Here is a 19,350-nt window from a genome sequence, read left to right as displayed (position 1 = left end):
GTCCATGAGCAATGACGAGCTCTATGCAGCAGCTGTAAAGGCTGCCGAAAAATCATATTCCAACTACTCTCATTTCACTGTGGGAGCAGCTCTTCTCACATCTGACGGCAGAGTATTTACAGGCTGCAATATTGAAAATGCCTCTTACTCATTGACTATATGCGCCGAGCGTACTGCTGTATTCAAGGCAGTCTCCGAGGGATATACCGATTTTGAAGCGATCGCTATCGCAGGAAGCGGAAACGATGATTTCTCCAAGCCATGCTTTCCCTGCGGAGCCTGCTTACAGGTATTAAGCGAATTTTGCGGCGACAGTTTCAGGATAATTCTCTCCGACGGCGAATACAGCCTCTCTGATTTTCTTCCCAAACGCTTCAACGAGGACAGCATGAAATGATACGAATAGCCGAAGTATCAGCACATAAATCCGAATATATGGAACTTCTTCTGCTGGGCGATGAGCAGGAAGAAATGATAATGAAATACCTTGACCGCGGCAGGCTTTTCGTAATGAAAAGTGACGATACGGTATGTGCAGTCTGCATAGTTACCGACGAGGGAGATTTTACCCTTGAACTGAAAAACATCGCTGTATCTGAAAAATTTCAGCGTCAAGGATTCGGCAGAGCGCTTATCTCTTATGTTGAAAATAAATTCGCAGGCGCTTTCAAAAGACTTATTCTCGGAACAGGTGACAGTCCGCTGACTGTTCCGTTTTATGAAAAATGCGGCTTCAGAAAATGCGGCGTTATCAAGAACTTTTTTATTGATAACTATGATCACCCGATATACGAAGCAGGTGTTCAACTGTGTGATATGATATGTTTTGAAAAGGAGCTTTCCGATAATTATGGAACAGATAGAGAAAGTATTGCCGAAATACGGTGAAAATATAGTAGTCGGTGTAATGTTCAAACGGCATTTTGAATGGTATGTCGCTCCAAAGAATCTATGGAAAATGGATTATAAAAAGCTTTATTCCATCTGGGAGCTCGCCTATAAAAAAGGAGGCAAAACCAAGGAACAGCTCGAGACTGACATAGGAACCTATGAGCAATTCTGCGAAAAGCGCTGGAATATCGAGGTTATTGATGGTTTTACAGCAAATAATTTTCTTGCGCATCTGTTCAAATGCAGATATTCAGCAGACGAGCTCAGACTGCTCCGCATGGTAGCCCATGATGACCGCAAAAAGGATTATGACGCGGCTTTATTCATTGATTTTGACAGAAATACCTTGTATTCTCAGTTTCCGAAGCCGGAAAGCTTTGAAAATTTCGTACCCATAGGCTGGCACGGAGAGTACAGAGACTTTATGTCACTGATACCTGCTGATAAAAGATACTGATATTTGGAGGAAATATGCTTAGAGATAAAATCGAAAAACATCTTCTGGAAGTTCAGAAGCCCTCGCGATATATAGGCGGAGAAGTCGGAAGCGTTATAAAGGACAAATCAAAAATAGACGTCCGATTCGCTTTCTGCTTTCCCGATACATATGACATCGGAATGTCACACCTTGGCATGAAGATACTTTATTCTCTTACAAATGAGCGTGAGAATTACTGGTGTGAGCGTTGTTTTGCTCCAAGCGAGGATTTTGAAGCCGTAATGCGTGAAAATGATATTCCTCTCTATGCACTGGAGAGCCTTGATCCAATAAAGGATTTCGATTTTATCGGCTTCACTATGCAGTATGAGCTTTCCTACGCAAACGTCCTCAATATGCTTGATCTTGCAGGGATCCCCATATTTTCTAAGGACAGAACGCAGGAGCTCACCCAGATAGTCATTGCAGGCGGTCCCTGCGTCTGTAATCCCGAGCCCCTTGCCGATTTCTTTGATATATGCGTTCTCGGAGAGGGCGAGGAAGTAAACCTCGAACTCATGGACCTTTACCACGAAATGAAGAAGCAGGGCGCTTCAAGGGATGATTTTCTTCGCAAAGCCTGTCAAATTGAGGGCGTATATGTACCGAAATTCTACGAATTTATCTATAAAGACGACGGAACTATAGATCACGTTGAAACCACAAACGGCGCCCCCGCGGTAGTCCGCAAGCGCATAATCAAAGACCTTGACAAGGTCTATTATCCGGACAATTTCGTAGTTCCGTTCACTGAGATAGTTCAGGACAGAGTTTCCGTTGAAGTGCTTCGCGGCTGTATAAGAGGCTGTCGATTCTGTCAGGCAGGATTTATCTACAGACCTTTCCGTGAAAAACACGCTGATACAATATGCAAATCAGCCAAAAGTCTCTGTGAAAATACAGGATATGACGAAATTTCTCTTGCCTCACTGAGTACCAGCGACCATTCGGAAATTGATCCTCTTCTGACACAGCTTCTTGACTATACGGTAAGCGAAAAGATAAATCTCTCGCTTCCGTCACTGAGAGTTGATAACTTCTCGGAATCTCTGCTGGAAAAGATAAAAAGAGTCCGCAAGAGTGGTCTTACATTCGCGGCAGAGGGCGGTACACAGCGTCTCCGCGACGTTATAAACAAGAATGTCAGCGAAGAAGAGATAATGAATACCTGCCGAATAGCTTTTGAAGGCGGCTATTCATCGGTAAAGCTCTATTTCATGATGGGACTCCCCACTGAAACCGATGAGGATATCGTAGGTATCGCCGAGCTTGCAAACCGTATAATCGACCTGTATTACAGCATAGAGAATCGTCCGAAGGGCAGGGGAGTACAGATATCAATAAGCTGTGCTACATTCGTTCCTAAGCCCTTTACTCCGTTTCAGTTCGAGCCGCAGGATACTCGTGAAATGATAGAACACAAGCAGAAGCTTCTCCTTGATTCCGTGAAAACAAAGAAAATAAAGGTAAGCTATCACAATCCCGATGTAAGTATGCTTGAAGTCATACTTGCCAAGGGAGACCGCAGACTGTGCAAGGCAGTTTACACTGCATGGAAAAAAGGCTGTAAATTCGACAGCTGGGACGAATACTTCCATTTTGACAAGTGGCTGGAGGCTTTCGAGGAATGCGGCATAGATACTTCATTCTATGCAAACCGCAGATTTGAGTACGACGAGATACTCCCGTGGGATCATCTTGATTATCTTGTATCAAAGGAATTTCTTATCCGCGAGAACAAAACAGCTCATCAATCCAAAACAACACCAAACTGCCGCCTGAGATGTTCAGGCTGCGGAGTTAATAAAAAAGTCGGGAGGGAATGCTTTTGATACGTGTAAGAGCTACATTCGAAAAGTGCGGACGCGCAAAATACATTTCCCACCTTGACCTTAACCGCTGTATGCTGAGAACATTCAGGCGTTCACGTCTGCCTATATGGTATACCGAGGGTTTCAATCCGCACCCGTATTACAGCTTTGCACTGGCACTTTCGCTTGGATTTGAGAGCAGCTGCGAGATACTGGACTTCAACCTCAATGAGGACATCCCTTTTGATGAAATACGGGACAAGCTCAACGCCGTAATGCCTGAGGGAATGCGGATAGTTAAAGTCGCTGAGCAAAAGCAGAAAATAACTGCAATCGCCAAGGCTGAATACAGTTTTTCTCTTGTTTCCGATGAAACAGGCGAACTTTTCACCGCTGTGCAGGAGCTTATTGCAAGTCCCGAGATATTTATTGAGAAAAAAACTAAAAAAGGCTTAAAAACAGTGGATATAAAGCCCGATATGGAGATACTCACCTGTAACAAGACAGAAAATTCCATTGATATTTCAATGTATCTGCCTGCAGGTACTCAGACCAACTACAATCCAACACTTTTTATTGAAGCATTGAAAAAAACAACAGAGATCCCGTTTGAGACAAAAAACATACGCAGAACAGCGATTTTATGCGCCGATAACACAGTATTTGAATAACAAAAGGAGTAAAAAATGGATATACAGAAAAATGATATCGACGGCGGAAAAGCCTTCGACTGGGGACGTACATCTTCCGATTATGCTAAATTCAGAGATATATACCCGCCCCTTTTCTTTGACAAGGTCGCCGAAAGAGGACTCTGTGTCAAAGGCCAGCGTGTTCTTGATATCGGTACAGGCACAGGCGTTGTACCGCGCAATATGTATCATTACGGAGCAGAATGGACAGGCGCCGATATTTCCGAAAACCAGATAGCACAGGCAAAAATGCTTGCTCAAAGCAGCGGAATGAACATTGATTTTGTAGTTTCAGCCACAGAGAAGCTCGACTTTCCTGATGAAACTTTTGATGTAATAACCGCTTGTCAGTGTTTTTTCTACTTTGATTATGACGTAGTAATACCTAAACTGGCTCGATTATTGAAAAAAGGCGGCAGACTGGTCATATTATTCATGGCTTGGCTGCCTGACGAGGATAAAATAGCAGGGGACAGCGAAAGACTTGTTCTCAGGTACAATCCTAAGTGGACAGGAGGAGGATATACCCGTCAGCCTGTATTTGTTCCTGAGATAGCAAAAGAGTATTTCGACATTGAACACGCCGAGGATTATGACCTGATGGTACCATTTACCCGTGAAAGCTGGAACGGAAGAATGAAAGCCTGCCGCGGCGTCGGAGCTTCACTCAGTGAAGAAGAAATATCAGCTTGGGAGCATGAGCACATGGAAATGCTTGCAAAAACTCCCTCAAATGACCTTGAAATACTTCATCATGCGGCAATGGCGATACTCAGAAAGAAGTAAATATATTAAATATATATTTTTGCACAAAAAACACTTGCATTTTTTGTCAGAGTGTGGTATGATATAAAAGCATTTGAAATCCGTTCGGGTATTTTTATGCCCGAATGAGGGTTAATGCCGAAAGACATTAAATCGGATAGTCCGCTGCCTGATGCTCATTTTGAGCCTTTGTACTTATAAGTACACATATTATTATATTATTTCTGCACAAGCCGAATGCTGAACGGCTGCTGCGGAACAGGTAAGAATGTTCGGAAATTTTAGGAGGAAAATAAAATGGATGCACTCAAGTTAATCAGCGAATCAAGCATGAAGGAAAACGTTCCCGAATTCAATGTAGGTGATACAGTAAAGGTTCACGTACAGATCAAGGAAGGCGACAAAAGCCGTATTCAGGTTTTCGAGGGAACTGTTATCGCTAAGAAGCACGGCGGTATCAGCGAGACTTTCACTGTAAGACGTGTTGCTCACGGCTGCGGTATCGAAAGAGTATTCCCACTTCACTCTCCTGTTGTTGACAAGGTAGAGGTCGTAAGATACGGTAAAGTTCGCAGAGCTAAGCTCTACTACCTCAGAGACAGAGTTGGTAAGGCTGCTAAGGTCAAGGAACAGATCCGCTAACAGGTTGCAGACTGAGTTCAGCCGATCAATTTCGGCTGACTCATCTTCTTTCCTTGAGGGACTTAAAGTCCCTTTTTTGCTACATTATGATATTTAATATGGTCTGGAGGCAGCAAATATGGCTGATGAAGTAAAAGATTTATCCGAAAACACAGAGGAAGAAGTAGTATCCGAAACTGATGTTGAAGCCGAAGAAAAAGCAGAAGAAGCTGTTGAAAATACCGAAAAAGCTTCAGAAGATAAAGCTGATGAAGAAAAAAAGGCAGAGGAAAAGGAAAGCAAGATCGTTGACGATATCCTTGAGATAATCGAATCGACTCTTGTTACCGTGTTTGTTATCGTAATGATATTTACATATCTGCTTCACCCTGTAAACGTTGTGGGACGTTCAATGAACGATACTCTCATGGACAAGGACAGGATCTTCATGACAACTATCTACGGCGGTCCTCATTACGGAGATATCGTCGTTATCAATAATGATGAAGCATATCTTCTCAATGAAGACGGAAGCATATATGAAAGAGATATTACCGGCTCATCTCTTAAAGAATGCATAATCAAAAGAGTTATTGCCGAGCCCGGTCAGACTATCGACATTGACGCTGAAAACGAGCAGGTAATCGTTGACGGAAAGGTCCTCGACGAGCCTTACATAAAGGAGACTGTCATTTCCGACGGCGGAATGTTTGACTTCCCCATAACAATACCCGAGGGTTACTATTTCGTTATGGGCGATAACAGAAGAAATTCTTCCGACAGCCGAAGCGGCGATGTTGGCCTTATAAAGAAAGAACAGATATACGGAAAAGCACTTATCAGATATTCACCTATCAAGGAATTCAAATTCCTTAATTTCTGATAAATCAACATAATAATACGAACAGGAGGCAATTATGGATAACAGCGATATGAAACAGATCCAGTGGTTTCCTGGTCATATGGCGAAAACAAGGCGATTGATAACTTCTAATCTCTCTCTTGTTGACGCTGTTGTAGAGATATTGGACGCACGAACTCCGCTAAGCAGCCGAAATCCCGAAATGGATAAGCTCACAAGAAACAAGCCGAGAATGGTTCTGCTCAACAAGTGTGATCTTGCTGACGACAAAACAACTCAGCTCTGGATAAATTATTTCAAAAACTGCGGCTGCGCTGCTTTGTCAGTGGACTGTAAGTCGGGAAAAGGCCTGAAATTCATTCTCCCCACTATAAAAAGCACTGTTTTAAAAGAGTTAATGGACAAGCGCGCAAAAAACGGCATGACAGGCGCGGCAATACGCCTTATGATAGTAGGTATCCCGAATGTAGGAAAGTCCTCGCTTATAAACAAGTTAGCAGGCTCTAAGCGTGCAAAAGTAGAGGACAGGCCAGGTGTTACCCGTACAAAGCAGTGGGTAAAGCTCGATAACAACACAGAGCTTCTTGATATGCCCGGTGTTTTGTGGCCAAAATTCGAGGATCAGGACGTCGCAATAAGACTTGCATTTACAGGAGCTATAAGCGACGATATACTTGATATCGAAACACTCGCCATGAAGCTTTTAAGCTATCTTGCTGAGAATTATCCAACTTCTATAACCGAGAGATACAAAATTGAGCTTTCCGACGAAGACACGGGCTTGGAGCTCCTTGAAAAAGTCGGAAAGAAGCGCGGCATGATGATATCAGGCGGTGAGATAAACACCGAGCGAGCTGCAATAACAGTTCTTGATGAATTCAGAAGCGGCAAGCTCGGAAAGATAACTCTCGAAGCTCCGCCGCAGAAGGAGCAGTAATGGCAAGAATAGTTCTTCACAAGGAGCTTTTTGACTACGATACTGAGCTCCGAAAGGAATATCCCGTTATCTGCGGAGTCGATGAAGCAGGCAGGGGACCGCTTGCAGGCGATGTTTACGCCGCCGCAGTTATCCTCAACGATTCTGTTCTTATAGACTATCTCAACGACAGCAAAAAGATATCAGAAAAGCGCAGAGAGCTTCTTTATGACGAAGTTATCGCAAAAGCCGACGCATACTGCGTAGCAACAGCAAGCGTACAGGAAATAGATGAACTCAACATTTTGCAGGCAACAATGCTTGCTATGAGAAGAGCTGTTGACGGACTTGGCGTAAATCCCGATTTAGCTCTGATAGACGGAAACAGGCTGCCCCAGCTCAACTGCAAGAGTCAGTTTGTTATCCACGGCGACGCTGTTTCAGCTTCAATAGCGGCTGCGTCCATACTTGCAAAGGTCTCACGAGACCGCTATATGCGCGAGCTCGACGAAAAGTACCCTGAGTACTGCTTTTCGCAGCACAAGGGCTACGGAACGAAGCTACACTATGAAAAAATAGCGGAATTCGGTATATCAGAAGTTCATCGCAAGACATTTCTGAAAAAATTATATGACTAAAAGTGAAATAGGAAAACTCGGAGAAGAAAGCGTTTGCGCTTATCTGACCGAGCGAGGATATAATATCATCGCCCGAAATTACAGGATAAAGGGCGGTGAGATAGATATAATCGCTGAAAACGGCGACTATATCGCTTTTGTTGAAGTAAAAGCCAGAAAGCCTGACAGCATGGTCACAGGCTTTGAGGCTGTCAACACAAGAAAACGCGGTCTGATTATAAAAACTGCCGCTGATTATTGCTGTAAGCACCCTAATATGCTACAGCCGAGATTCGATGTCGCACAAGTCATCATTTCGGAGGGCAAAGTGCTCAGCATTGATTATATAACCAATGCCTATGATACAACAGGCTACAACTTCATATTTTGAAAGGTGATAAATATGTTCTATAACAGCACAAGAAACAGCAGTGTCAAGGTCAGCAGCGCTGAAGCCATTACACAGGGTATTTCAGCAGAGGGCGGACTTTTTGTTCCCGAGAGCATTCCTCAGCTCACTCTTGACGAGATAAAAGCTATCGGTGACATGAAGTATGCCGACAGAGCTGCTTATGTGTTTGCTAAGTATCTCACAGACTTTACAGATGCTGAGATACACTACTGTACAGACAACGCGTACAGCACAAAGAACTTTGAAACAGAAAGCATTGCAGAGATGGCACATCTCTTCGATGGTACATATATGCTGGAGCTCTGGCACGGTCCGACCTGTGCATTCAAGGATATGGCGCTCCAGATCCTCCCATACTTCCTTACTACTTCCGCAAAGAAGATAAAGCTTGACAAGAAGATAGTTATCCTCGTTGCTACATCAGGCGATACAGGTAAAGCTGCTCTTGAGGGCTTTAAGGACGTCGAGGGAACTTCTATCCTTGTTTTCTATCCTGAGGACGGCGTAAGCCCGATGCAGAAGAGACAGATGAAGACTCAGGAAGGCTCAAATGTCGGTGTATGCGCTATCAAGGGCAACTTCGACGACTGCCAGAACGGTGTAAAGGCTATTTTCACCAATGACGACGTAAAGAAAGCTCTGGAAGAAAAGGGCATGATGTTCTCAAGCGCAAACTCTATCAACTGGGGACGTCTTGTTCCTCAGGTAGTTTACTACGTTTCAGCTTATGCTGAGCTTGTTAAGGACGGCGAGATAGCTCTCGGCGATAAGATAAACATCGTAGTTCCTACAGGAAACTTCGGAAATATCCTTGCTGCTTACTATGCAAAGCACATGGGAGTTCCCGTAAACAAGCTTATCTGTGCTTCAAACATCAATAACGTTCTCACTGACTTCATAAACACAGGCGTTTATGACAGAAACAGACAGTTCTATGCTACTGTTTCACCGTCTATGGATATCCTCATTTCAAGCAATCTTGAAAGACTTCTTTACCTCATGACAGGAAAGAACGACGCTCTTATCCGTGACTGGTTCGGAAAGCTCGCTTCTGAGGGCAAGTATGAAGTAAATGCTGATGTAAAGGCAAAGCTTGCCGAAGAATTTGCCGCAGGCTTCTGTGACGACGCACAGACCAAGGAAACTATCCACTCTATCTATGAGAAATACTCCTATACCTGTGACACACACACAGCTGTTGCAGTAAAGGTCTATAACGATTATAAAAACGCTACAGGCGATACAACAAAAACTGTTATCGCTTCAACTGCAAGTCCTTACAAGTTCAGTGCTGCTGTTCTTGAAGCTCTTGAAGGAAAGGTATCTGATATCGACGAATACGACAAGGTCGACAAGATAGCTGAGCTTTCAGATATACCTGTTCCTGCGGCACTTGCTGACCTCAGAAACAAGCCCGAGCGCTTCAATGATGTTATAGATAAGTCAGACCAGAAGGATTATGTGCTCAGAACTCTGAGCAAATAAAATGAGCTTGTTTGTACTTGCTGATCTGCATCTGTGCAAAGGCGCTCCCGAAAAGACCATGAGTATTTTCAATGGCTGGGAGAACTATCAGGAGCGGATCGAAAGGAACTGGCATGAACTGATAAATGAAAATGATACAGTGGTGCTCCCCGGGGATATTTCGTGGGGAATGTCCCTTGCCGAAGCAGCACCTGACTTTCATTTTATAAACGAGCTCCCCGGGCAGAAGATAATCATCAAAGGAAACCACGATTACTGGTGGACAACCATGAAAAAAATGGAAGAATTCCTTGCCGCCGAGAAGCTTGATACAATAAAAATACTGCATAATAACCATTATGCATATGAAAAATACGGGATTTGCGGTACAAGAGGCTGGGTGAATATGCCGGGCGAATCTCAGGACGAAAAGGTGCTCAAAAGGGAAGTACAGCGTCTGGAGACCTCTATCCGTTCCGCACTGGCAGAAAACCTGGAACCCATTGTTTTTCTGCACTATCCGCCTATTTTTGCAACAAATTTTAATTATGACATACTTGAAATTCTTTATCGCTACAAGATAAAAGATTGCTACTATGGTCATATACACGGACGTTCTGCCCATGAGCTTTGCGTAAAAAACACCTATGATGACGTAAATTTTCATCTTATCGCAGGCGATTATCTACAATTTATCCCGGAGAAAGTTCTGTAAATTGTGCATAATGCAGAAGTGTTGGAAATCAGTAGAAAAATTTTTGGAAATGTGGTATAATATACCAAGTATGTTATATAAATATTGGAGGACGTATCAATATGAGTTTAAAATCATCAAACAAGACAGATGTAAATACTACCGAGTTAGTAATTTCAATTGACGCAGACGCTTTTGAGGCTGCTGTTGAAAAAGAATATCAGCGTCAGAAGAAAAATATCCAGATCAAAGGCTTCAGAAAGGGCAAGGTTTCAAGAAAGCTTGCTGAGAGAGAGTTCGGCGAGGGTGCTTTCTATGAGGGCGCTATCAACTCACTCCTCGGACCTGAAATAGACGCAGCTGTTAAGGAGACAGGACTTGTTCTCGTTGACAGACCTAACGTTGAAGTTACTTCTATCGATAAGGAGCAGGGCGTAGAGCTCAAGGCTATCTGCGTTACAAAGCCGGAGATTGAGATCTCTGATTACAAGGGCATCAAGGCTGCTAAGGAAGTTAAGGAGATCACTGATGAAGATATTGACAAGCAGATCGATATCATCAGGAAGAAGAACGCTCGTATCGTTTCTGTTGAAGACAGAGCAGCTCAGATGGACGATGAAGTTATCATCGACTTCGAGGGCTTCTTCGGTGACGAGGCATTTGAAGGCGGCAAGGGCGAGGATCATCCTCTTCGTCTCGGCAGCGGTCAGTTCATTCCAGGCTTTGAGGATCAGATCGTTGGTCACAACATCGGCGACGAGTTCGACGTAAACGTTAAGTTCCCTGAGGACTACCAGATGACAGATTACGCAGGCAAGGACGCTACATTCAAGTGCAAACTCAAGTCTATCAGCTACGAAGAGCTCCCTGAGATCAACGATGACCTCGTTAAGGACGCTACAGAGTTCGAGACTGTTGCAGAATACAAGGAAGACATCAAGACAAAGCTCGAAGAGGCTGCTGCACAGCAGGCTGAGTCAGGCTTTGAGAACGCTGTTATGGAAGCTCTTATCAGCAAGGTTGACGCTCCTATCCCGAATTGTATGTATGAGCAGAGAATCGATTCTCTTATGAGATCATTCGAGCAGCAGCTCCAGCAGCAGGGCATGGACATCAAGCTCTACTTCCAGTACACAGGTATGGATATGGATTCATTCAGAGAGACATACAGAGACAGAGCTGTAAACGAAGTTAAGCTCAGACTCGCTCTTGAGAAGATCGCAGACCTCGAGAATATCCAGATCTCTGACGAAGATCTCAACAACAGCCTTGGCGAGATCGCAGCTGCTAATAACATTGATGTTGAAACAGTTAAGAAGTTTATCCCTGTTGAGGATTATATCACTGACCTCAGAGTTCAGAAGGCTATCGAGCTCGTTAAGGAAAACGCTGTAGTAGACAATTCTGTTGCATAAGAAATGGCTGAATAACAGCTTTTTCGACAATCAATCATAAAAAATATCATGTTGTCCCGCAGCTTATGTGGGACAACTGTTTTTAAAGAAAGGGCGATAAAAATGAGCGTACTGGTACCTTATGTCGTAGAACAGACAAGCAGAGGCGAAAGATCCTATGATATCTATTCCCGTCTGCTCAATGACAGAATCATAATGCTTTCTGATCAGGTCAACGATGCTACAGCAAGTGTTGTTGTTGCTCAGCTTCTTTATCTTGAAAGCCAGGATTCAGAAAAGGACATTTCACTTTATATAAACAGCCCCGGAGGTTCTGTAACTGCGGGAATGGCTATTTATGACACTATGAATTACATTAAATGCGATGTTTCAACGATATGTATCGGTATGGCAGCTTCAATGGGAGCATTTCTGCTTTCATCAGGAGCAAAGGGCAAGAGAATAGCTCTTCCAAACAGCGAGATCATGATACACCAGCCTCTTATAGGCGGCGGACTTGGCGGTCAGCAGACCGATATCATGATACACGCTAAGAATCTTGAGCGTACAAGAGACAGACTCGAAGAAATAATCGCAGCTAATACAGGCAAGAGCGTGGAAGAAATACATGCCGCTTGCGAGAGAGATAATTATATGACAGCCCAGGAGGCTCTTGAATTCGGACTTATTGATAAGGTCATCACAAAAAGGTAGGGGTTATTAAATGGCTGAAACGTTTAAATCGTGCAGCTTTTGCGGCAAAGGGGAAAACAGAGTTCGCAGTATGTTCTCAGCAGGTTCATCTAATATTTGTGATGAATGCGTAACTTACTGCTACGAAATGCTCTATGGCTCTGGAGTAGCTAAAGCGCATAGAAAAGCATCGAAAGCAGATACAGAAAATGATGTTTCTTCAATGAAACTCATGAAGCCTACGGAGATAAAGGCTTTTCTCGATGAGTATGTAATTGGACAGGACGATGCAAAAATATCGCTTTCTGTCGCAGTTTATAATCATTATAAGCGTATAATGAGTCAGGAGAACACCAAGGATTTTTCCGATAAAGATGGAGTTGAGCTCCAGAAGAGCAACGTTCTTCTTCTCGGACCTACAGGTGTTGGTAAGACCTTCCTTGCTCAGACTCTTGCAAAGCTTCTGAACGTTCCTTTCGCTATAGCTGACGCAACTACTATAACGGAAGCAGGATACGTCGGCGATGACGTTGAGAACGTTCTGCTCAGACTTATTCAGGCAGCTGACTTTGATATAAAATCAGCAGAGCGCGGAATCATCTACATTGATGAGATAGACAAGATCGCAAGAAAATCCGAGAACACATCACTTACCCGTGATGTAAGCGGTGAAGGCGTTCAGCAGGCTCTCCTCAAAATAATCGAGGGTACTGTTTCAAACGTACCTCCTCAGGGCGGTAGAAAGCACCCTAATCAGGAGGTTATCCAGATAAACACAAAGAATATCCTGTTTATCTGCGGCGGCGCCTTTGACGGACTTGAAAAGCAGATTCAGAAGCGTATCGGAAAGGCTCCTATCGGCTTCGGCGGAGATATCAATACTCATAACATCGAGACTGAAAATATCTTCAAGAAGGTCGTTCCAAAGGACCTTGTAAAATTCGGTATGGTACCTGAGTTTGTAGGCAGACTTCCTGTTATATCCGTTCTTGAGGAGCTTGATGAAGCTTCACTGGTAAGAATACTTACCGAGCCAAAGAACGCTCTTATCAAGCAGTACAAGAAGCTTTTCAGATACGATGACATTGAGCTTGAAATAGACGATGAAGCTCTTACCGAGATAGCTAAGAAAGCTATAGCTCAGAAAACAGGCGCAAGAGGACTCCGCTCCATTCTTGAGTCTATCCTTATGAAAACTATGTTTACCGTTCCGTCTGACGGCAGCATAGCTAAGGTAACTGTAACAGCAGACTGCGTTATCAATGAAACACAGCCGCTGCTTATAAACAGAAGAAACAAGCTTTTAAAAGCTGAATAAACGAAAGGGACTGCAAATGCAGCCCCTTTTCTTTTTCTTAACAGCCGCAGCCACAGCCGTTATTGTTGCCGCAGTCACCGCAGCCGCAGCCATTGTTACCACAGCCCGAAAAGAGAATGATAACGAGAAGTACTAAGAGAATGATACACCAGCAATTGTTTCCGCCAAAGCATGAATTACACATAATTAAAAGCTCCTTGAATAATGTATTTAAAGCGTTTTCTGTTCGCTTTATAGTACATATTATGCCATAGCAAAAAAAGTGTTACAGATTTTATTGCAATCGCTGTTTCGACAGTTATCGCACAGATATAGTGGCATAATATATGTAGAACAATATAAAAGGAGCAAGCTATGATAAACAACGAAAAATTCACACGTAAAGCAATACAAATGATAGAAGGAGCAATTGACCACGCCTCTGAGCTCGGACATACGTATGTAGGCAGCGAGCATATCCTGCTTTCTATGCTTGACGACGAAATCTCAGATGCTGCCAAAATGCTTATTGAAAGCGGCATATCCTATGACCTTGCAGAAAAAGAGATAATTAATATGGTAGGAAGGGGGACACCGTCAATACTGAATCAGCGCTTTTTTACAACAGCAACTAAACATATTCTCGAAACAGCCTATTCAGCCGCAATAAATACAGGAGTAAAAAAAGCCTCTCCCGAGCATATTCTTGCAGCTATAATAAAAGAATCATCATGCAGTGCCTGTACAGTGCTGAAACGTGCAGATGCTGATATACCATATTTATGTGAAAGACTCAGAAGCATTACCGATGAAGAAATGAATATAAAGCTCTACGAATCGTTAAAACCCAAGCCCTCGCAGTATCCGAATCTTTTCAGATTCGGAAAGAATATCACGGACATTTCAGTTATCAATCAAAATGATCCTCTTATCGGACGAAAAAGAGAAATAGAACGGGTTTTACAGATCCTTTCACGCAGAACAAAGAACAATCCCTGTCTGATAGGAGAAGCAGGCGTCGGTAAGACAGCTATAGTCGAGGGAGTTGCCGCTATGTTCATACGAAATCTCGTCCCTGATAATCTGAAAAACAAGTATATTTTCTCACTCGACCTTACTTCCATGCTTTCGGGAGCCAAATACCGCGGAGACTTCGAGGAAAGGGTTAAATCCTGCATAGAAGAAGCCGCAGAAGCAAAGAATATCATTCTTTTCATAGACGAGATACACACTATTGTCGGCGCAGGAGCTGCGGAAGGAGCAATTGACGCGGCAAATATAATGAAGCCTCAGCTCGCAAGGGGACAGCTCCAGCTTATAGGAGCTACAACATTTGACGAATACAGAAAAACAATAGAAAAGGACGCTGCCTTAGAGCGCCGTTTTCAGCCCGTAAAGGTAAACGAGCCCGATAATCACAGCTGTATCGAGATAATAAAGGGACTGCGAAAAAACTACGAATCATTCCATGATATAAAAATAAACGACGATATTATCCGACTTTCAGTGGAGCTTTCAAAACGCTATATAACTGACCGATTTCTGCCTGATAAGGCTATCGACATACTTGACGAAGCCTGCGCATGGGCAAAGATAAAAAACAGCTGCCAGAAGCTGAAAAAAGATACTGAACTCATTGATATGGAAGGAGTAAAACTGTCAAGGCTCAACAAAGTCATCGAAGCACCTAAAAACTGCTGTGTAACGGAAGACGACCTGAACACTGTAATTTCTCTTAAAACAGGCATACCAACAAGCAAAATATCCTCACACGAATCAGAAAAGCTCAGCAGACTGAAATTTGTTATTTCAAGGCGCATAATAGGACATGAACACGCCGTCGAAAAAGTCACAAACGCTATATATCGAGCTAAGGTAGGGCTTCGTGATACAAACAGACCAATTGCTTCGCTTTTGTTCGCAGGTCCTACAGGAGTAGGCAAGACAGAACTTTCCAAGGCTGTCGCAGAATGCCTTTTTGACAGTGAAAATAATCTGATACGAGTCGATATGTCGGAATACATGGAAAAACATTCAGTTGCAAAGCTTATTGGCGCACCTCCCGGCTATGCAGGCTACGACAACAACGATAATAATCTTTGCGAAAAGGTTAGAAGAAATCCATATTCATTGATACTATTCGATGAAATTGAGAAAGCCGAGAAAGAGGTACTGAATATCCTGCTCCAGATTCTTGATTACGGTATGCTGACTGATTCACTTATGAGAAAAATAAGCTTCAGAAACTGCATAATAATAATGACTTCAAATATAGGCGCAGAGGATATGATAATGAGATCATCGCTTGGTTTTACCGAAAACAGTCATGAAAGCCTTGAAAACAGAGCTATTGAAGCTGTAAAAAACTATTTCTCAGCTGAATTTCTTAACCGAATAGATGAAATTGTCGTTTTTGGACCGTTTGAAAAAAATGACCTGTTAAAAATAAGCCGACAAGCTCTTGAAGACCTGAAAAAGCGCTCAGATTCAATCGGGATCAATATTGAATTTACGGATAGGGTTATTGAATCATTAGCTTCAGTAAACGGCACATATCAATACGGAGCACGTCAAATAAAGCGAAAGGCTGTTGAAATGTTCGAGAACAGGCTAGCAAATATGATAATAAGTTCCGAAATCACAAAAGGAGACAGCATAAAACTTGACATTGAGAACGACAATGTGCTCATAACTAAAAATATAACAGTATAAAAGGGCAATACTCATGTATTGCCCTTTTCTTTGATGTGTATTCTGTTTTTGAAGCTTATATCGAGCTGTGAAAAAACAACAGCTGCAAATACTAAAATACAGCCTGCAAATTCCTTCATGCTCATATGTTCACTTAGAATTATCCAGCCAGCAAGTGCAGCAAATACTGATTCAAGGCTCATTATAAGCGCAGCGGCAGTAGATTCAGTGTATTTTTGTCCGATAATCTGCAATGTATAAGCAACTCCACAGGACATTACTCCTGCATATAATATGGTATACTTTGCAGCCCAAACAGCCGACAGGGCAGGGGACTCAAAAATAAACATACATATCATCATAATGCTTCCTGCGGTAAAAAACTGCACACAGGACATTTTTACAGGCTCAGCGCCCTTTGAATTGAAATGATCAATAACTATGATGTGAACTGAATAAAATACTGCGCAAATAAGAACATATAAATCGCCTTTGGAAAGTCTGAAGCCCTCTTTTATACACAAGAGATAGAATCCGATGATCGCAGTAAAAGCGCAAATCCACATCTTGAGGTTTGATTTTTGCCCAAATATTATGCTGATTACGGGAACAATAACAACATAAAGTGCAGTAATAAAGCCAGCCTTCCCCGCAGATGTAAGACTTATACCCAACTGCTGAAATGAACTTGCAGCAAAAAGCACCAGTCCGCAGATAATTCCGCCAATAAAGCTTATTTTATTATTATTTTCCGAAACTTTTCTGCGGCTTTTTTGTCCGAATAAGAAAACCATCGGGATAAGGACAACTCCGCCAATAAGTGTACGTACAGCATTATAAGTAAAGGGAGCAACATAGTCCATACCCTTGCTTTGAGCCACAAAAGCTGTTCCCCATATGAAAGCCGCTGTGAGAAGCATTAAACTGCCGCGTAATTTTTTCAGCATTGCTCCTGCTCCGTTTCATCTTTTTTATCCGAAAAGTTATTTGTGCCCTTGATACTGAATCCTTTTTCAAAATCATCAAGGAAATGATGATATTCGCTGCCGCGATGATAGGATATGAGCGTCTGAAGATTGACATTCTCTACACTGCGGAAAATATTCATATCAACAGCAGGATTAGTCATGCGAAGCTGCTGCAAAAGCTGTTTTATCTCAGCACGCTTTGAACTGCCCTCGCTTTTAGCGACACGGCAGGCACACTGTATAAAATCAAGCCCATTGTATTCACACCAGCGGATAATATCACTTTCTCTCACAAGATACAATGGACGAATGACCTGCACTCCCTCATAATTCTCGCTGTGAAGCTTTGGCATCATGGTCTGCACCTGTGAGCCGTACAGCATTCCCATAAGAATAGTTTCGATAACATCGTCAAAATGGTGTCCCAGTGCTATTTTATTGCAGCCAAGCTCCTGAGCAGTTTTATAAAGCCAGCCTCTGCGAAGTCTTGCGCACAGAAAGCAGGGATTCTTTTCAACTTTCTCCGTAGATTCAAATATCCTCGTATTCATAATTTTTATCGGAATATCAAGAAGCTTAGCATTATCCTCGATTTTCTTCCTGTTTTCGTCGGCGTACCCGGGATCCATAACTATGTACTCGACATCAAAGTCAATATTGCCGTATTTCTGTAGTCTCTGAATACATTTAGCCATGAGCATGGAGTCCTTGCCGCCTGAAATGCATACAGCTATTTTATCGTTATTTTCGATAAGCCTGTATTCCTCAATGCCTTTACGGAATTTCGACCATATGCTCTTGCTGAATTCTCCTGTTATGGAGTTGTCTATACTGCTGTTCATGATAACCCTCACTTAGTATTATTCATATAATACTATAACGCTAATTCTGAACAAAGTCAAGTAAAATACGCATATAATGCCTATTGACTATATAAGTGAATTGTTGTATAATTATATATGATATATTTATAGCATAACAGTACATATAATTTTCGCGTGAGGTGGCAAGAATGCATAAGCTTGAAGAAAATATCAATAATCTGTCAAAAAAGATACTTCTTGACTATCAGGATAACAGAACTATAGATGAGGTCAAAACATTTGACCACCCTGATAACGAAAATATCATTGATATAATCGAGTCTCTGAGAAGAATTGTTTTTCCGGGATATTTCCGAAATAAGAGCTATCGCGTCTACACGGTCCGCAATAACATCTCTATGATACTTGAAGATGTTATCTTTAAGCTTATACGTCAGATTTCTATTGTACTGCGCTATGATGAAAAATATGTCAATCTCAGTGAAAACGAAATAAACGAGAACGCTGAAAGGATAACCTTTGAATTTCTCGATAAGATACCAAAAATAAGAAGCTATATCGAAACTGACGTTCAGGCTGCATATGACGGTGACCCTGCCGCATATAATAAGGATGAGATAATCTATTCTTATCCCGGATTATATGCTATACTGGTAAACAGACTGGCACACGAGCTGTTTCTACTTGGGGTGCCACTTATCCCTCGTGTAATGACAGAGCACGCTCACAGCAAAACCGGTATTGATATACACCCTGGTGCTACTATCGGAAAATACTTTTTCATTGACCACGGAACAGGCATAGTTATCGGTGAAACTACAGTAATAGGGGACAACGTTAAGGTATATCAGGGCGTTACACTTGGTGCGCTCTCAACAAGAGGCGGTCAGTCACTTCGCAACAAAAAGCGTCACCCTACAATCGAAGACAATGTCACTATCTACTCAGGAGCTTCTATACTTGGCGGCGAGACAGTTGTCGGAAAAAATGCTGTAATAGGCGGTAACGCATTTATCACACGCTCTATCCCTGAGGGAGCAAAGGTAAGTATCAAGAATCAGGAGCTCAGATATTACTTTGACTCTCAGATCTCTATCCAGAAAGAAGAAGTCGATCCTGATGAAAGCTGGTTCTATATTATCTGACCATTGTATTTTAACGATATACCGTGCTTTTATCGTTTACAAAAATTTTTTTGAAAAATTTCAAAAAATTGCTTGACAAACATAAAATATCGTGGTATAATATTAAAGTCGTCGG

General features: G+C 42.5%; 21 protein-coding genes. 18 read left to right on the top strand and 3 right to left on the bottom strand.

The features are described 5' to 3' along the window. The first annotated feature begins 4 nt into the window (after positions 1 to 4). The 16 genes from T497_RS0106930 to clpX all read left to right on the top strand — a co-directional run bounded on the left by T497_RS0106930 (position 5) and on the right by clpX (position 13,628). Positions 5 to 397, top strand: a complete 393-nt coding sequence (locus T497_RS0106930; RefSeq protein ID WP_028514994.1) for a cytidine deaminase — start codon at positions 5 to 7, stop codon at positions 395 to 397. Beyond that, positions 397 to 888: a GNAT family N-acetyltransferase gene (locus tag T497_RS16105; protein ID WP_051530566.1), complete on the top strand. Its 492-nt coding sequence runs from the start codon at positions 397 to 399 to the stop codon at positions 886 to 888. Before T497_RS0106930 ends, T497_RS16105 begins: the two co-directional genes overlap by 1 nt. Then, a complete protein-coding gene (locus T497_RS16100; protein WP_037324580.1) occupies positions 851 to 1,348 on the top strand; it encodes a hypothetical protein in 498 nt (165 codons plus the stop codon). Before T497_RS16105 ends, T497_RS16100 begins: the two co-directional genes overlap by 38 nt. A gap of 14 nt (positions 1,349 to 1,362) precedes the next feature. Next, on the top strand, positions 1,363 to 3,201 hold the full coding sequence (locus T497_RS0106915; RefSeq protein ID WP_028514992.1) for a TIGR03960 family B12-binding radical SAM protein: 1,839 nt from the start codon (positions 1,363 to 1,365) through the stop codon (positions 3,199 to 3,201). Beyond that, the gene (locus T497_RS0106910) at positions 3,198 to 3,851 is read left to right on the top strand and encodes a TIGR03936 family radical SAM-associated protein (RefSeq protein WP_028514991.1); all 654 of its coding nucleotides are present in this window, start codon (positions 3,198 to 3,200) and stop codon (positions 3,849 to 3,851) included. Before T497_RS0106915 ends, T497_RS0106910 begins: the two co-directional genes overlap by 4 nt. A 15-nt stretch (positions 3,852 to 3,866) precedes the next feature. Next, positions 3,867 to 4,658 carry a class I SAM-dependent methyltransferase gene (locus T497_RS0106905; protein WP_028514990.1) on the top strand — a complete coding sequence of 264 codons (792 nt, stop codon included), beginning with the start codon at positions 3,867 to 3,869 and terminating at the stop codon, positions 4,656 to 4,658. Positions 4,659 to 4,934: 276 nt separating this feature from the next. After that, positions 4,935 to 5,279: a 50S ribosomal protein L19 gene (gene rplS / locus T497_RS0106900; RefSeq protein WP_028514989.1), complete on the top strand. Its 345-nt coding sequence runs from the start codon at positions 4,935 to 4,937 to the stop codon at positions 5,277 to 5,279. Positions 5,280 to 5,397: 118 nt separating this feature from the next. After that, positions 5,398 to 6,141: a signal peptidase I gene (gene lepB, locus T497_RS0106895; protein ID WP_028514988.1), complete on the top strand. Its 744-nt coding sequence runs from the start codon at positions 5,398 to 5,400 to the stop codon at positions 6,139 to 6,141. A 34-nt stretch (positions 6,142 to 6,175) separates the two neighbouring features. Then, positions 6,176 to 7,057 (top strand): ribosome biogenesis GTPase YlqF, encoded by an 882-nt coding sequence (gene ylqF, locus T497_RS0106890; protein WP_028514987.1) that lies wholly within the window; start codon positions 6,176 to 6,178, stop codon positions 7,055 to 7,057. Beyond that, complete coding sequence (rnhB, locus tag T497_RS0106885) at positions 7,057 to 7,674, top strand: ribonuclease HII (protein ID WP_028514986.1); 618 nt, start codon at positions 7,057 to 7,059, stop codon at positions 7,672 to 7,674. The genes ylqF and rnhB overlap by 1 nt, the downstream gene beginning before the upstream one ends. Further along, positions 7,667 to 8,044, top strand: a complete 378-nt coding sequence (locus T497_RS0106880; protein ID WP_028514985.1) for a YraN family protein — start codon at positions 7,667 to 7,669, stop codon at positions 8,042 to 8,044. The genes rnhB and T497_RS0106880 overlap by 8 nt, the downstream gene beginning before the upstream one ends. Positions 8,045 to 8,056: 12 nt before the next feature. Then, positions 8,057 to 9,550, top strand: a complete 1,494-nt coding sequence (thrC, locus tag T497_RS0106875) for a threonine synthase (protein WP_028514984.1) — start codon at positions 8,057 to 8,059, stop codon at positions 9,548 to 9,550. Position 9,551: 1 nt separating this feature from the next. Continuing rightward, a complete protein-coding gene (locus T497_RS0106870; RefSeq protein ID WP_028514983.1) occupies positions 9,552 to 10,244 on the top strand; it encodes a metallophosphoesterase in 693 nt (230 codons plus the stop codon). A gap of 101 nt (positions 10,245 to 10,345) precedes the next feature. Beyond that, entirely contained in the window at positions 10,346 to 11,638 is a 1,293-nt protein-coding gene (gene tig, locus T497_RS0106865; RefSeq protein WP_028514982.1) for a trigger factor, read from the top strand. Positions 11,639 to 11,740: 102 nt separating this feature from the next. After that, entirely contained in the window at positions 11,741 to 12,331 is a 591-nt protein-coding gene (gene clpP / locus T497_RS0106860) for an ATP-dependent Clp endopeptidase proteolytic subunit ClpP (protein ID WP_028514981.1), read from the top strand. Positions 12,332 to 12,341: 10 nt separating this feature from the next. After that, a complete protein-coding gene (clpX, locus tag T497_RS0106855; protein ID WP_028514980.1) occupies positions 12,342 to 13,628 on the top strand; it encodes an ATP-dependent Clp protease ATP-binding subunit ClpX in 1,287 nt (428 codons plus the stop codon). A 37-nt stretch (positions 13,629 to 13,665) separates the two neighbouring features. On the opposite strand, the gene T497_RS18465 is transcribed toward clpX, so the two are convergent. Continuing rightward, positions 13,666 to 13,812 carry a hypothetical protein gene (locus T497_RS18465; protein ID WP_177243906.1) on the bottom strand — a complete coding sequence of 49 codons (147 nt, stop codon included), beginning with the start codon at positions 13,810 to 13,812 and terminating at the stop codon, positions 13,666 to 13,668. 170 nt (positions 13,813 to 13,982) lie between these two features. On the opposite strand from T497_RS18465, the gene T497_RS0106845 reads away from it, so the two are divergent. Further along, positions 13,983 to 16,319 carry an ATP-dependent Clp protease ATP-binding subunit gene (locus T497_RS0106845; protein WP_028514979.1) on the top strand — a complete coding sequence of 779 codons (2,337 nt, stop codon included), beginning with the start codon at positions 13,983 to 13,985 and terminating at the stop codon, positions 16,317 to 16,319. An 11-nt stretch (positions 16,320 to 16,330) separates the two neighbouring features. Here the strand turns inward: T497_RS0106845 and T497_RS0106840 are convergent, their stop codons facing one another. Together T497_RS0106840 and T497_RS0106835 are read right to left on the bottom strand one after the other, a co-directional pair. Continuing rightward, a complete protein-coding gene (locus T497_RS0106840) occupies positions 16,331 to 17,245 on the bottom strand; it encodes a DMT family transporter (RefSeq protein WP_028514978.1) in 915 nt (304 codons plus the stop codon). Next, a complete protein-coding gene (locus tag T497_RS0106835; RefSeq protein ID WP_028514977.1) occupies positions 17,239 to 18,108 on the bottom strand; it encodes a tRNA lysidine(34) synthetase in 870 nt (289 codons plus the stop codon). Before T497_RS0106835 ends, T497_RS0106840 begins: the two co-directional genes overlap by 7 nt. A 170-nt stretch (positions 18,109 to 18,278) precedes the next feature. On the opposite strand from T497_RS0106835, the gene epsC reads away from it, so the two are divergent. Continuing rightward, positions 18,279 to 19,235 (top strand): serine O-acetyltransferase EpsC, encoded by a 957-nt coding sequence (gene epsC, locus T497_RS0106830; protein ID WP_028514976.1) that lies wholly within the window; start codon positions 18,279 to 18,281, stop codon positions 19,233 to 19,235. The last annotated feature ends 115 nt before the right edge of the window (positions 19,236 to 19,350 follow it).

Origin of the sequence: Ruminococcus flavefaciens MA2007 (assembly GCF_000621845.1) — a bacterium.
GTDB classification, from domain to species: Bacteria; Bacillota; Clostridia; order Oscillospirales; family Ruminococcaceae; genus Ruminococcus; species Ruminococcus flavefaciens_E.
This window is presented reverse-complemented; position numbering and strand designations above follow the sequence as displayed.

Bases quoted from the DNA above. Each gene is read 5' to 3' on its own strand.
- T497_RS0106930 (WP_028514994.1), top strand. From the start codon at position 5: ATGAGCAATGACGAGCTCTATGCAGCAGCTGTAAAGGCTGCCGAAAAA.
- T497_RS16100 (WP_037324580.1), top strand. From the start codon at position 851: ATGGAACAGATAGAGAAAGTATTGCCGAAATACGGTGAAAATATAGTA.
- T497_RS0106915 (WP_028514992.1), top strand. From the start codon at position 1,363: ATGCTTAGAGATAAAATCGAAAAACATCTTCTGGAAGTTCAGAAGCCC.
- T497_RS0106905 (WP_028514990.1), top strand. From the start codon at position 3,867: ATGGATATACAGAAAAATGATATCGACGGCGGAAAAGCCTTCGACTGG.
- rplS (WP_028514989.1), top strand. From the start codon at position 4,935: ATGGATGCACTCAAGTTAATCAGCGAATCAAGCATGAAGGAAAACGTT.
- lepB (WP_028514988.1), top strand. From the start codon at position 5,398: ATGGCTGATGAAGTAAAAGATTTATCCGAAAACACAGAGGAAGAAGTA.
- ylqF (WP_028514987.1), top strand. From the start codon at position 6,176: ATGGATAACAGCGATATGAAACAGATCCAGTGGTTTCCTGGTCATATG.
- rnhB (WP_028514986.1), top strand. From the start codon at position 7,057: ATGGCAAGAATAGTTCTTCACAAGGAGCTTTTTGACTACGATACTGAG.
- T497_RS0106880 (WP_028514985.1), top strand. From the start codon at position 7,667: ATGACTAAAAGTGAAATAGGAAAACTCGGAGAAGAAAGCGTTTGCGCT.
- thrC (WP_028514984.1), top strand. From the start codon at position 8,057: ATGTTCTATAACAGCACAAGAAACAGCAGTGTCAAGGTCAGCAGCGCT.
- T497_RS0106870 (WP_028514983.1), top strand. From the start codon at position 9,552: ATGAGCTTGTTTGTACTTGCTGATCTGCATCTGTGCAAAGGCGCTCCC.
- tig (WP_028514982.1), top strand. From the start codon at position 10,346: ATGAGTTTAAAATCATCAAACAAGACAGATGTAAATACTACCGAGTTA.
- clpP (WP_028514981.1), top strand. From the start codon at position 11,741: ATGAGCGTACTGGTACCTTATGTCGTAGAACAGACAAGCAGAGGCGAA.
- clpX (WP_028514980.1), top strand. From the start codon at position 12,342: ATGGCTGAAACGTTTAAATCGTGCAGCTTTTGCGGCAAAGGGGAAAAC.
- T497_RS18465 (WP_177243906.1), bottom strand. From the start codon at position 13,812: ATGTGTAATTCATGCTTTGGCGGAAACAATTGCTGGTGTATCATTCTC.
- T497_RS0106845 (WP_028514979.1), top strand. From the start codon at position 13,983: ATGATAAACAACGAAAAATTCACACGTAAAGCAATACAAATGATAGAA.
- T497_RS0106840 (WP_028514978.1), bottom strand. From the start codon at position 17,245: ATGCTGAAAAAATTACGCGGCAGTTTAATGCTTCTCACAGCGGCTTTC.
- T497_RS0106835 (WP_028514977.1), bottom strand. From the start codon at position 18,108: ATGAACAGCAGTATAGACAACTCCATAACAGGAGAATTCAGCAAGAGC.
- epsC (WP_028514976.1), top strand. From the start codon at position 18,279: ATGCATAAGCTTGAAGAAAATATCAATAATCTGTCAAAAAAGATACTT.